This window comes from Algivirga pacifica (genome assembly GCF_039543525.1).
Lineage (GTDB): Bacteria > Bacteroidota > Bacteroidia > Cytophagales > Flammeovirgaceae > Algivirga > Algivirga pacifica.
Genome location: NZ_BAABJX010000024.1, coordinates 71,281 through 84,107 on the forward strand (window position 1 = coordinate 71,281; position 12,827 = coordinate 84,107).

General features: G+C 40.2%; 9 protein-coding genes and 3 tRNA genes. 6 read left to right on the forward strand and 6 right to left on the reverse strand.

What is annotated here, in order from left to right:
* Positions 1–61: 61 nt before the first annotated feature.
* From ABD985_RS08090 to ABD985_RS08115, 6 genes are all read left to right on the forward strand, one after another.
* A complete protein-coding gene (locus ABD985_RS08090) occupies positions 62–2,962 on the forward strand; it encodes a serine hydrolase (RefSeq protein WP_345370758.1) in 2,901 nt (966 codons plus the stop codon).
* A 197-nt stretch (positions 2,963–3,159) separates the two neighbouring features.
* Complete coding sequence (locus ABD985_RS08095) at positions 3,160–3,402, forward strand: ribbon-helix-helix domain-containing protein (protein ID WP_345370759.1); 243 nt, start codon at positions 3,160–3,162, stop codon at positions 3,400–3,402.
* A 63-nt stretch (positions 3,403–3,465) separates the two neighbouring features.
* Entirely contained in the window at positions 3,466–5,613 is a 2,148-nt protein-coding gene (locus tag ABD985_RS08100) for a T9SS type A sorting domain-containing protein (protein ID WP_345370761.1), read from the forward strand.
* A gap of 110 nt (positions 5,614–5,723) precedes the next feature.
* A complete protein-coding gene (locus tag ABD985_RS08105) occupies positions 5,724–6,203 on the forward strand; it encodes a hypothetical protein (protein WP_345370763.1) in 480 nt (159 codons plus the stop codon).
* Positions 6,204–6,254: 51 nt separating this feature from the next.
* Positions 6,255–6,701 (forward strand): hypothetical protein, encoded by a 447-nt coding sequence (locus tag ABD985_RS08110; RefSeq protein ID WP_345370765.1) that lies wholly within the window; start codon positions 6,255–6,257, stop codon positions 6,699–6,701.
* Positions 6,702–6,843: 142 nt separating this feature from the next.
* A complete protein-coding gene (locus ABD985_RS08115; protein WP_345370767.1) occupies positions 6,844–8,022 on the forward strand; it encodes a THUMP-like domain-containing protein in 1,179 nt (392 codons plus the stop codon).
* 58 nt (positions 8,023–8,080) lie between these two features.
* Here ABD985_RS08115 and aspS read toward each other — a convergent pair whose 3' ends face one another.
* From aspS to ABD985_RS08145, 6 genes are all read right to left on the reverse strand, one after another.
* Complete coding sequence (gene aspS / locus ABD985_RS08120) at positions 8,081–9,820, reverse strand: aspartate--tRNA ligase (RefSeq protein WP_345370769.1); 1,740 nt, start codon at positions 9,818–9,820, stop codon at positions 8,081–8,083.
* A 194-nt stretch (positions 9,821–10,014) separates the two neighbouring features.
* Positions 10,015–10,096, reverse strand: a tRNA-Leu gene (locus ABD985_RS08125).
* Between the two features lie 32 nt (positions 10,097–10,128).
* Positions 10,129–10,200, reverse strand: a tRNA-Thr gene (locus ABD985_RS08130).
* 9 nt (positions 10,201–10,209) lie between these two features.
* Positions 10,210–10,291 (reverse strand) — tRNA-Leu (locus tag ABD985_RS08135).
* Positions 10,292–10,416: 125 nt separating this feature from the next.
* Complete coding sequence (locus ABD985_RS08140; RefSeq protein ID WP_345370771.1) at positions 10,417–11,547, reverse strand: tetratricopeptide repeat protein; 1,131 nt, start codon at positions 11,545–11,547, stop codon at positions 10,417–10,419.
* Positions 11,548–11,849: 302 nt separating this feature from the next.
* Positions 11,850–12,776: a homoserine kinase gene (locus ABD985_RS08145; RefSeq protein ID WP_345370773.1), complete on the reverse strand. Its 927-nt coding sequence runs from the start codon at positions 12,774–12,776 to the stop codon at positions 11,850–11,852.
* Positions 12,777–12,827 lie beyond the last annotated feature (51 nt).

Below are 12,827 nucleotides of genomic sequence, written 5' to 3' on the forward strand. Positions count from 1 at the left end.
AGTTAGGTAATTAGTATAACCTATTTTTATCTGTACATTTCATAATTGATACGATACACCCATGACCCTTGGTAGATATCCCGTATACCTGATCCTTATTGCCTGTATAGGCATTTCTTCTCGTATAGCAGCACAGGAATCCTCCTCTGCATGGGTTGATACTACCCTTGCGAATATGTCTTTGGAAGAAAAAATCGCACAATTACTTATCGTACCTATTCAGACAGGGCAAGACGCTCAAACTTTTCGTGTTGAACGACTTATCGAAAAGTATGGTGTTGGGGGGGTCGTATTTCAGGATATAGAAAATGTTCATACCGATAGTATTCACCTTCTTCAAAATAAATCCACTATACCACTATTTATAGGACTAGATCCTATCAAAGGAATTCTTAACCGGAAGCATAAACCTTTTAATTACCCCAAATCCATTACGCTAGGAGCCATAGGAAGCAACCAAGCGATCTACCAATTAGGAGAAGCGATTGCAGAAGAGCACCAAGAATTACTTATTAATTTTAGTACTATTAATCTGGATAATAATATTCACAAAGATAATCCACATACTACTTGGGGAGATATCAAGGAGCTTATTGTTTCCAAAGGGAGTGCTTTTATTAGAGGTATACAACGTCGAAATGTTGCCGGTTGCTTAAAATACTTTCCCAAGTCAACTTCCAATCCCTTCTCTGCCGAACATCAAGATAAACTCTTTATCTATCGCAACTTGATTGCCGATAGTATCTCCTTACTGATGAGTGAGTACACCATAAAAGACCTACAAAGCAAGCAAGGGCAAACCACTATTCCACTAGTTGCGGGACATCATAATCCATTACAATTCTTAAGGGACTCTGCCAACTATGAAGGACTCTTTATGGCTAACCTGACGTCTCTCAATCCCTTAGTACAGTATCAATATGCCGGAAGTTCTGCCATACAAACCTTGAAAGATGGATTTAATATGGTGATCACTCCTTATGACATTCCAAGAGTTATTTTTGATATCAAACAAGCCATCAATGTAGGACAACTCTCTGAGTCGGTGATTGATCAAAGCGTACGAAAAATTTTATTGGTCAAAGAAAAAAAGATTATCGCACTTCCGGAGCGATCTCCTATTTATTATACAGAAAACCAAAAAGAAGCACTCGTACAACAAATTTATGAACAGAGTACGACTGTTATTCACGCTCAGGATAGCATCCTTCCATTCCTAAAAGTCAATCAACAAAAGGTTGCTGTTATCTCATTAGGGAATGATGATCCTAAAAACCCATTCTATCAGTATACCCAACATTATATTGAAGCAGAACATTTTCCACTATCTACTCAAAATATTTCCACGGCAGCAGTCAATGATTTGTATAATAAAACCAAAACATTCAACGCCGTTATCGTTGGTATATTTACCGACAGTAACAGTCCTATTGACCGTTACGGAGTAAGTTATGCCTCAGTCCAATTACTCAAAAAGCTCAGGGCAAGCAATACCAGGGTGATCACCGTGCTATTTGGTTCTCCTATGGGACTACAATATCTGGACTTTTGTGATAATCTTATTTGTGCCTATGAAACCTCTCCTATTGCACAACGCGTAGTGCCTCAAATTATATTTGGGGCCGTTGAGAGTACTGGACGATTACCAATCAACATCAGTACTACTATAAAAGGAGGGGTAGGAATACAAACCAATTCCCTACAGCGTATCAGCTATGGATTGCCAGAGATGAGCGGTATGGATAGCGAATACCTAAAAAAAGTAGATAGTCTCATAGAGCAATCTATCATACAAGAAGCTTTCCCAGGATGTCAGATTGTCGCTATACATCATGGACGGATGGTTTTCAATAAAGCTTATGGGCATCTCACCTATAGTAAGAATAAAGCAATCACGACAGAGACCCTTTATGATATCGCTTCTGTCACCAAGGTAGCCGCGACGGTCCAAGGGCTCATGTACTTGACCTCAAAAAATAAGTTTAATATCTATAATAACCTCGGGTATTATCTTCCTTCTCTTAGAGGAACGGATAAGTCATCCTTGAGAATCAAAAATATACTAACACACTGTTCGGCACTTAAAGGTGGGTACTTTTTCTGGGGACATGTGATGGATATCAACACGCGTTTATTCAATGATAATTATCTTGTCGATAAAGCGAAAGAGGGATATAATGTACAGGTCTCCCCCAATCTTTTTGCCAATGACAGCATTAAAGACTATATGTGGGATTGGCTAAAAGAAAGTAGTCTATCCAGAAGAAGACGATACCGAGGAGGACGTTATTCCTATCGCTACAGTGACCTGGGTTATTACTTCTTTCAACGTATTATCGAAAAGCAAACTGGTCAGCCATTAGATCAATTTCTGGAAGATAGTATCTATGCCCCCATGGGCTTACGTTCCTTAGGATACTTACCTTATCTCCGAAAAAAAGGCAGAGATATTGCGCCTACAGAATTAGACTTCCGCTACCGACAGGAACTCGTTACGGATGGCTTTGTTCATGATCCTTCTGCAGCCCTAATGGGAGGAGTGGCCGGACATGCAGGACTATTTAGTACAGCCCATGATTTAGGTATTCTGATGCAAATGAACTTGCAAAATGGTCGTTATGGAGGTAAAGAGTTTTTTACAGAAAAAACCCTTAATACCTTCAATAATCGTCCCTATAAAATGTACCGTAATCGACGAGGCTATGGTTGGGACAAACCTAACCCCTGGAAAAAAAGCGAAAGCCCTACTTCTCCAAAAGCCTCCACCTATACCTTTGGACATACAGGCTACACGGGTACTTGCGCCTGGGCTGATCCTAAAAATGAATTGGTCTATGTGTTCTTATGCAATAGGGTCTACCCTTATGCCAATAACCGGACGTTGATTGATCTAGATTTGAGGTCGGAGATACAAGGTATCTTTTATGAAGCTATTGAGGAGGTTGAATCGTTGAATCGTTGAATTTCACCTTTGGTGAGTTGATTCGAGTTGATTTGTTTACAGAACTCTCTCACAGTGTTAAATTGAACTTTGCTTGTTCATGCTGTTTAGTTGAAAAAATAACATATACTCCTCACCATTCGGTGAGTATTGGGAGTTGATTAGTTCAGACAGCTTGCACTGTCTATTGACACATAACTGATAACCTTTTTTTAATCATGAAAAATAAGTCCTTAAAATCAAGCTTGCAGACAGCCCTTAAAAATAGTATTAGTACACCTGATAATAATCGCACAACATTACCTTTGGGGTTTAGCCTTTCGAAAGCCCAGCTGCATCAGCTCAAAAAACTGGCAGATAAACAACAAAGAAGCCTGAACGAGGTCATCGATGAGGCTATTGGATTTTATCTCGAATTTCAAGTAGAGCTAGAAGATGAAGCGTTTATTGATAATGTTTAGCTGTTTTATTTTTTCAACTAAACACCATGAACGAGCGAAGCTCAATTAAACATTATGAACTCCATGAACAAACAACTTCTTATACTATCCTTCTTCTGTTGGCTTCCTGTACTAGGGTGGGGGCAAGCCAATACCTACGCCCTTATCCCTTCTCAACAAATTACCGTTACCCAAAAAGAGGATACCCAATTATCTCAAGCTTGGGCAGGAGGACTTAATGCTGTATACTTTCAAAGTATGGATCTTAATGAAGATGGGATGGAAGACCTTGTAGGTTTTGATAAGTCAGCCGGTCGATTATCCATTTTTATAAAAAAAGAAAATACTTTTCAATATAGCCCTGAGTATACGACTCTATTTCCGGAGTTTCTTTACTGGTTTGCCTTGGTCGATTACAACTGTGACGGACACAAAGACTTATTTACCGGAGACAATAATACTGTATATCTTTATCCCAATACTTCAAGTGAAAATCTGAGCCTTTTTGGTGAACGCATCAAACTGGAAACCACAAACTCTTTGGGGAATCCTACTTCCCTAAGAATACCTATTACGGACATTCCTTCCTTTACCGATATCGATGGAGATGGCGATATTGACGTTTTTACTTATGACAGCAATGGGAATATTCAATGGCATAAGAATTTTAGTATGGAAGAAAATAATGACTGTCAGCAAATACTATTGGCATTGGAAGACCGACAATGGGGAAACATACGGGAATGTGGAGATTGTGCTACCTTTTTATTTTCAGAGGAAGAAACCTGTGAGGGAAATAGTAATCTGCGCCCTGCCCATGCCGGAGGTAGTCTTTTGTTGGCAGATCTCAATCAAAATGGTGTTCGGGACCTGGTTAGTAGCGAAGTGGAATGTACAACCCTATTTCCTTTCTTAAACGAAGGGACTACGGAGATGCCTCAATTCTCAATGCTTAATGAAGAAGTATTCTCTGAAAATAGCAATAAGGTAGACTTGGTATTTCCTTCCTTATCGGCTATTAAACTGGATAACAAAATAACGCTTCTAGGAAGCAGTAACCTTTTTGTCGATGATCTTTATGCTATTGACTTCTCCCATTCTAGCTATCAATACGAATTATCAGAGAACAATACCTATACCTTGAAGTCGACTTCTTTTCTTCAAGAAGAAATGATTGATATAGGTGCTTTTTCTACGCTCAGTACGGCTGATATAGATAAAGACGGAGATACTGATCTATTAATAGGGCAACGTGGACAGAGTGAACGAGCAGCACAACTTTTTCTCTTTGAGAATATAGGAACAGACATCGCTCCTGAGTTCACTTTACAATCAGAGAACTACCTGAATCTATCTTCCCTTGAGCTGTACGACTTAACACCTCAATGGGCCGACCTCGATCAGGATGGACTTCTAGATTTACTCTTTTTGGGTAGGGATACACCATTTTCCTCCCAAACACAAGTCTATTACCTTCCTCAAACCTCTGAAGGTTGGAACCTTGACAACCTACAAACACTGGATATCCGCCTCTTTCCCCAGAGTACTTTAAACTTACAGGATATTAATGGAGATCAGCTACTGGATATTCTCTCTGGTGATTTCAATGGCACCCTCCATACCTATATTAACCAAGGAAACCTGAGTTTTGAAAAGCAATCCACTCCTTTTTTGGGGATTAATGATTTTCAGAATCGTTACCCTTCCATCTTATTGCTAGATTTTAATGAAGATGGGAAAGAGGATTTACTTTTGGGAGGAAACGATGGGAAACTAAAAATAGCTTACGACTATAAAAACCAAGAGACCCCAATTTTTCAGGAAGAACTCATGTATAATCCTCAAAGTGCACAGCTATATCCCTCTAGACTAGGCAGGCATTTAAGTCTTGCTCCTTTAGGGAATTTTATACTATCAGGAAGTGCTGCTGGAGGTATATTATTGTTTGAGAAAGGACTATTTGAGGTAACTGCTACGATAGAAGAAAAACAACCGACTACTCCGATTACCCTATACCCTAATCCAGCACAGGAATACCTCAAAATTGCTAATCAAGCCACGACTCCTGCTACTATTCGCATGATACAGGCAGATGGTCGACATAAAGCGACATGGCAAGTACCCGCCAATCAAACTAAAACGTTTGATATTTCCTCTTGGGGTAAAGGGGGTTACTTTTGTATGGTGGAAGTAGGAGGGGAGGTTTACAGGCAAAAAATTATTATAAAGTAGGTATTTATATGTATTGAATACAAACAGCGATACATAAAATGAAAATTTCTAGTGTCCTCTTTTAAAATAGAGTTGTCCTCTTGAAAAGAGGATTTATAAATACCATACGAATGAGGAAACTATTAACTTTTTGCAGCTTTATTTTTTTAATTACTTCCTGTGCTGACACTCCTTCTTCCATTATAAAGAAAGTAGAAGGAAAGTGGACTTTAGTCTCCGTAGAAGAGACAGATAATAACAATGGCATTCTCCTTAAAGGAGGTGAGTTTGACTTCTCTCAGCCTTGTGAAATAGAAAAGGATACCTTCACACAGTGCTCAGGGGAGATCATCACTTCTACAGGAAATAGAATAAGCTTTATCTATAATATAGCCATGGGTAGTGGGAAGAATAAGGATGTGATCAACTTTTATACGGAGGAATTCAGCGATGATAAACAGTTTACTTTAGCCCTGCACGGAAGTGGAGAAATCGAACACCTAGATGAAGAAGAGTTTACCTTTTACTCCCATGCGTATACCGCTATTCATGATTCTACCATTTTGAGCACAAATACATTTCCAGTAAAAATTACATTACAGAGACAGTAATTATTAGCCCGCTAGCTCAATCATACTTTTTTTATACAAACAAAATCAACCATGAAACTGACAAATATTCTTTTCGTAACTGCGTTAATAAGCTTTTTAATATCAGGCTGCAATCAAAATGAGCAACAAGTAATGGCCGATAAGACCCAGGGAAAGTGGGTTGTCGATAAAATAGAAGGAAGTACTTCCAACACTGGTTTGGAAGGTACACATTTTATATTTGAACCTTGTGATACAGATCCTTCCAGTACTACCGATTGTGATGGACTGTTTGTGGATAAGGATGAACAGGAGTATCCGTTTATATTTAGTGTTGTACCAATTGGTAATGCTTCGATTAATATGGAATTATATTACGGAGAAGCAAGTATATCAGACGGGACAGGAAATTCCCTCACTGGAGCCGGAGATGTCTTACTCCTTGAAGAGGATGACTTTGTATTTCAGACATATCACAATACTGGATTGATAACGATTTACTTAAAGCGTATTAATTAATTGGTTAAGCGTTTAAGAGCTTACCATATCATCAGTATCTCTATCGGAAAACCTGAAAAGAACCTTCCCGTTATCTTTATTCCATTGAAAAAGTATATTTTTGCCCCTATATATTTGATCAAAATCAGGGGCAAAATACACTATGGACATTAAAGACTTTATAGAAGCACACCTACAAGACGATCCTACACAGTTAATGCTACAAGCCAGCCGCTACCCCGATATTCCAATGGCTTACGTAGTCACACAAATACAAGGAAGACAGAAAGCCAAGGAAAAACTCCCTTCCTGGTACGACAATACGGCCTTAGAATACCCTGTAAAACTCTCTATGGAGCAATGTTCTTCAGAAGCCACTGGACTCTATAAAGCTTCCTTAATAAAAGGAAAACAGGGTATTGACTTAACCGGAGGCTTTGGGGTAGATACCTATTTCTTCTCTCAAAAATTTGAGTCTTTTGCTTATGTGGAACGACAAGAGGAGCTAGCTGAACTGGTCAAAAAAAACATGGAGGTCCTTGATGTAGGAAATGTCAACATACATGCACAGGATGGGGTTACTTATTTAAAAAATATTTCTGAGAGAGTTGACTTTATCTACTTAGACCCTGCCCGTAGAGATGAGTTCAATGAAAAAGTAGTAAGGATCGAAGAATGTGAGCCTAATATCAAGGAACTACAAGACTCACTCGTGGAAAAAGGGAAAGAGGTGATGATCAAACTCTCTCCTATGTTGGATATCAAGCAAACCATTCAAACGATTCCTTATATCCGGGAAGTACAAGTAGTCAGTGTCCAGAATGAATGTAAGGAGATCTTGTTATTACTCTCTAAAGAACTCCCTGAGGAACCCGCTATTGTCAGTATTAATATCTCAAAAGATGGTCGTAACCTCCAACGCTTTTCTTTCTTGTACTCGGAAGAGGAATATGCTGCCTCTACCTATGCTGAAAAAGCGGAAACTTATATCTATGAACCTAACGTGGCTATTCTAAAAGCAGGAGGGTATAAAACAATCGGGAATCAATACGGCTTAAAAAAACTTCACCCTAACAGTCATCTATATACCTCTGAAACTTTAATAGAAGATTTTCCGGGAAGAATATTCGAATGTGTCCAGCAATTTGGATTTGGTAAGAAAGAGATTAAAAAACATCTCAGTATGAAGAAGGCAAATATTACCGTGCGTAATTTTCCGTTAACGGTAGCGCAGATCCGAAAGAAAACTGGATTGCAGGATGGGGGAGAGGTCTACCTTTTTGCAACTACGGATATCAAGAATCAGAAAACCATACTTAAGTGTATTAAAAGTAAAAGGTAAAAAGTAATAGGTAAAAGGTAAAACCTCAAAACACCTATTACCTTTTACCTATTACCTATTACTTTTTCAACTGAATTGCTAGTTCCTTCAATTGCTCATCACCAGCTGGAGATGGCGCATCGATCATTACATCTCTACCAGAGGTGTTTTTAGGGAAAGCAATAAAGTCACGGATAGAGTCTACACCACCGAATAGTGCGCAAAGACGATCAAATCCGAAAGCGATACCACCGTGAGGAGGTGCTCCGTATTCGAACGCATCCAATAGGAAGCCGAATTGTGCCTTCGCCTCTTCTGGAGTGAATCCTAGTGCATCGAACATCTGAGACTGCTCTGTCTTATCGTGGATACGGATAGAACCACCACCAACTTCCACACCGTTGATCACCATATCATAAGCGTTTGCTCTTGCCTCCTGAGGGGCTGAAACCAGTTTCTCGCTGTCTTCTGGCAACGCTGAGGTGAATGGGTGGTGCATTGCGTGATAATGCCCTGTTTCCTCGTCTTTCTCCAATAGCGGGAAGTTTACAACCCATAGCGTAGAGAAAGTATTACGATCTCTCAAGCCTAGACGCTCTCCCATTTCCAAACGAAGCTCACACATCGCTTTACGTGTGTGATCCAAATCACCTGACAATACCAACAACAAGTCACCTGCTTTTGCTCCGGCTTTGTCAGCCCATGCTTTCAGGTCTTCTTGTGAGTAGAACTTATCAACAGAAGACTTAAAGCTACCGTCTGCGTTACATTTCACATATACCAAGCCTTTAGCGCCAATCTGAGGGCGTTTTACCCAGTCTGTCAATTGGTCTAGTTGCTTACGGGTGTAGTCTGCACAACCTGCTGCATTGATCGCCAATACTACTTCTGCGCTATCAAATACCTTGAAGCCTTTGTTCTGAGCGACATCATTCAGCTCCACAAACTTCATTTCAAAACGCGTATCAGGCTTATCAGAACCATAGTATTTCATGGCATCTGCATAGTCCAGATGAGGGAATTCTGTTAGGTCTACCCCTTTTACTGTTTTGAACAGGTGCTTGATCAACCCTTCAAACATCGCTAGGATATCGTCACGCTCAACGAAAGCCATCTCACAGTCAATCTGTGTAAACTCAGGCTGGCGGTCTGCACGAAGGTCCTCATCACGGAAACACTTTACAATTTGGAAGTAACGGTCCATACCGGCTACCATCAACAATTGCTTAAATGTCTGTGGCGACTGTGGCAATGCATAGAACTGCCCTGGGTTCATACGAGAAGGTACCAAGAAGTCACGAGCTCCTTCTGGCGTAGACTTGATCAATACTGGTGTTTCTACCTCTACAAATTGCTCATCACTCAAGTAGTTTCTGATCTCTCTAGCTACCTTGGCTCTTAGCTCCAGCTTTTCCCTTACAGGGTTACGACGGATATCCAGGTAACGATATTTCATACGAAGGTCTTCTCCTCCGTCTGTTTCGTCCTCAATCTTGAATGGAGGTACCTTAGACGCATTCAAAATCGTCAAGTCCGATAGTTTCACCTCAATTTCTCCTGTTGGGATATTCGGGTTTTTAGCAGTACGCTCTACTACAGTACCTGTAGCCTTGATGACATACTCCCTTCCTAGCTCACGCGCTTTTTCTGCTGTATCCGCATCGTTTTCGATCAAAAGCTGCGTAATACCAAAACGATCTCGAACATCAATCCAGATCAAACCACCTTTATCTCTTACGGTTTGTACCCAGCCACTCAAGGTTACTGTTTCTCCAATATGCTGGCTACGTAGTTCACCACACGTATGAGTTCTATGCATAATTTTCCTGTTACTTGTTGTTAGTGATTAGTGATGGTGATTAGTGTAAGTGATCAGTGCAAGTTAGACTCTTTACACCTGACGCTTATACCAACCCCTAAACACAGTAAATATAAGAACATGCAATTCGTAATTCGCAATCGCAAGCCAAAAAAAAAGTCCTGACTGTTGATACAATCAGGACTGATACTTAGTGCGGGTGGAGGGACTCGAACCCCCACGCCTCACGGCGCTAGAACCTAAATCTAGTGCGTCTACCAATTTCGCCACACCCGCGGTTCTGAATAATAAATGTCAAGCGGAAATAGAGCCAACGATGAGATTTGAACTCACGACCTCTTCCTTACCAAGGAAACGCTCTACCCCTGAGCTACGTCGGCCTTACTAAGTGCGGATGGAGGGACTCGAACCCCCACGCCTCACGGCGCTAGAACCTAAATCTAGTGCGTCTACCAATTTCGCCACATCCGCTTCATTCTTGACGTTTATCGTTCAGAAGCGAGTGCAAAGGTATGCACTTTCAGGAAACCTGCAATAGTATTTTCATTTTTTTTCAAAGAAAAATGATAACCCCTTGAAAAACAAATAGAAAGTTTTTAGCCATTTTTTGTCCGCTTGAGCCATTCCTGCCAAATATCAGAAGAAAAGAAAACGGGATAGTCTTCCGGAGGGCATAAAACTTCCGGTTCCACCGATAATTTTTCCGCTAGCACTAATAAGTTTTCTAGAAAAAATTTATGCTTTCCTCTCAAATAGTAACAGTCAAGCAATAATAATTCAGCTTCTGTCATCTCATTCTTCTCCTCTATAATCACTTTACAAAGCTTCTCTGCTTTTTTCAAGTCTCCTTTCGTAGCATAGCATTCTGCCTTCTTATACATCAAAAAAGCATCTCCCCCTATATATTCTTCCAGTATTTCCAATTCTTTAATGGCAGCATCCATCAGTCCTCTTGCTTTATAGACATCTGTCATCACCAAATGTACCCCTGGACTTTGAGGATATTTATCTTGGTACCTTTGTAATAAAGGTATTTCCTTATCGACTTCAATAGCCGACAACGCAATGATTGCCGACAATAAATAAGATTCCTTATCCTTATAGTACCTTGGCAGCGTCTGATACACTCTCCAACTCTCTTTAAAAGCTGTCATCTGATTATAATAGAATATACTATCTGCCAATGCATGATATTGTTGCACGTATCCACTTCTTACGGGATAAATATCTTCTGTTAAGTAGGACGTTCCAATACGGTCAGATAGATAGCTTCCAGATTCATAACTATAGATATCCTTAATCAGTAGCTTATCGCCTATCGTATGCAAGAGATATTCCTGATAATTAAGCCAACCATCAGAGTAAACCTGCCTGAACAACAAACTCTTTTCTCCATTAGCCTTATCCAACACCTTTACAAACTCATAGCGTCCATCATCCTCAACTAAAACGCCCAATATATCTTCCATGGAAATTTGCTCCCGAAGTTCCTCTTCAAAAGCCAAAGCCTCCTCTTCGGATACTTTAAAATAATGCAATGCCTTTCGGCTAAACACATTATAATCTAATAAGGGAGAAAGTGAGTGGTAGTCATGTTCATAGATACTACTATCCATATGAACTCCTAATGCAATGTATGGATCTAGCTTCTGAGATTGCCCCAAGGACGTATGAGTGACCATTAGGCTTCCCAGTATAAAAAATGCTATTCGCTGTATATGTATCATATCTTATGGTCAAGGTGTTTCGGGCAATATACCCTAAATTGATCATAACGTATAAGACGTCTATACATACAACGAACAAAAAGAGTGCTAATCTCAGTGTTTGTTGACAATGTTTAATTGAGCTTCGCTCGTTCATAATGTTTAGTTGAATCGTTGAGACAGCTTACGCTGCTTGTTGAATCGTTGATTTGAGTTGAACTGTTGGTTGATGTATATCAACAATTCAACTAAACATTATGAACGAGCGAAGCTCAATTAAACATTATGAACAAAGCGTGTAGCAATACGGTAAGTTTGAAAAACTACAGAACGACAGGCCCTTTCTGATTTACTCTTGATACGAATAGGTCTGATTCTATGCCATACTTGGCAAACATTTCTTTCTTAGCCAGACCTACAGCCGTGGCACTCTTTTCTCCTTTACATAAAGAAAATACAGAAGGTCCTGATCCTGATATACCGGCACCTAATGCTCCTTGCTCCAAGGCTACTCTTTTAACATCCTGATAGCCTGGGATAAGGATAGAGCGTACCGGTTCTATGATCACATCTTCTATGGATCTACCGATCAAATCATAGTCTTCCTGATAGAGTCCTGCGATCAGTCCTGCGAGATTTCCCCACTGCTGAATCGCTTGTTGCATGGGTACATTGGCCCTGAGAATGGAACGGGCATCTTTGGTAGGTACTTCCACTTTTGGATGTACAATCGCTGCAAAAAGGTCGTTAGGAGTATTCAATCGAATCACATCCAAAGGCTCATAACTTCTGATCAATACAAACCCTCCGTACAAAGCAGGTGCTACGTTATCAGCATGTGCTGCTCCACAAGCAATGCGTTCTCCTTCTATAGCAAAGGGTAATAACTCTTCTTGACGTAATGGTTTTCCAAGCAACTCATTCACGGCAAATACTCCCGCCACTGTACTGGCTGCACTGGAACCTAGCCCACTACCGAAAGGCATTTTCTTATGCAAGATAATATCAATACCCAAATCAGGTTGTCCTATATGTTCCAGATATTTCAACACAGAAACGCCCACCGTATTTTTGGCGGGGTCTTTCGATAAACGCCCATCGTCTCCTGTGATCTCAACGATTCGCACACCCTTGCCGTCGTTTTTCTCCATGATTACCTCATCTCCAGGCTCATCTACGGCAAAACCTAACACATCAAACCCACAAGCCACGTTGGCCACTGTTGCTGGAGCAAACACTCTTACACCCATCTCTATAACCAAATAAAAAAATAAATATATAAAGGAGTTAGATATTAGGGG

What these genes read in the sequence shown, in the direction of transcription:
- ABD985_RS08090 (WP_345370758.1), top strand. Translation starts at nt 62, where the DNA reads ATGACCCTTGGTAGATATCCCGTATACCTGATCCTTATTGCCTGTATA.
- ABD985_RS08095 (WP_345370759.1), top strand. Translation starts at nt 3,160, where the DNA reads ATGAAAAATAAGTCCTTAAAATCAAGCTTGCAGACAGCCCTTAAAAAT.
- ABD985_RS08100 (WP_345370761.1), top strand. Translation starts at nt 3,466, where the DNA reads ATGAACAAACAACTTCTTATACTATCCTTCTTCTGTTGGCTTCCTGTA.
- ABD985_RS08105 (WP_345370763.1), top strand. Translation starts at nt 5,724, where the DNA reads ATGAGGAAACTATTAACTTTTTGCAGCTTTATTTTTTTAATTACTTCC.
- ABD985_RS08110 (WP_345370765.1), top strand. Translation starts at nt 6,255, where the DNA reads ATGAAACTGACAAATATTCTTTTCGTAACTGCGTTAATAAGCTTTTTA.
- ABD985_RS08115 (WP_345370767.1), top strand. Translation starts at nt 6,844, where the DNA reads ATGGACATTAAAGACTTTATAGAAGCACACCTACAAGACGATCCTACA.
- aspS (WP_345370769.1), bottom strand. Translation starts at nt 9,820, where the DNA reads ATGCATAGAACTCATACGTGTGGTGAACTACGTAGCCAGCATATTGGA.
- ABD985_RS08140 (WP_345370771.1), bottom strand. Translation starts at nt 11,547, where the DNA reads ATGATACATATACAGCGAATAGCATTTTTTATACTGGGAAGCCTAATG.
- ABD985_RS08145 (WP_345370773.1), bottom strand. Translation starts at nt 12,776, where the DNA reads ATGGGTGTAAGAGTGTTTGCTCCAGCAACAGTGGCCAACGTGGCTTGT.